The sequence below is a fragment of the Paenibacillus sp. p3-SID1389 genome, from assembly GCF_025151705.1.
Lineage (GTDB): Bacteria > Bacillota > Bacilli > Paenibacillales > Paenibacillaceae > Fontibacillus > Fontibacillus phoenicis.
Genome location: NZ_JALXVO010000138.1, coordinates 1 through 328, shown reverse-complemented (window position 1 = coordinate 328; position 328 = coordinate 1). Strand labels below are relative to the sequence as shown.

Genomic DNA, 328 nt, shown 5'->3' with positions numbered 1-328 from the left:
TTAAAATTTATTTTCTCAATTTTTGATATTTGTGATTTAAATCACATATATAGTGAAATAAATCACATATAATAAAGACATCAAAGATGATCATCCGAAAAACAAAAAACCAACGATAAATAAGAGGAGTGGTTCTTATGTTTAACAATTTCCTGAGAACAAACAAAGTGGCGATGTGGCTCCTGACCGTTATCCGCGTCTACCTGGGCTACCAATGGATCGAAGCCGGCTATCATAAAATCACCGGCGGCTTCGATGCCGCAGGCTTCCTGACCGGAGCGATCGCGAACAGCACTGGCGACCATCCGGCCGTACAAGGCTGGTGGGC

The 328-nt window shown here is 42.7% G+C and carries 1 pseudogene; it reads left to right on the top strand.

The annotated features are described in order from the left end of the window. Positions 1-137: 137 nt before the first annotated feature. Positions 138-328, top strand: a pseudogene (locus M3G15_RS21455) (Crp/Fnr family transcriptional regulator); the annotation flags it as partial.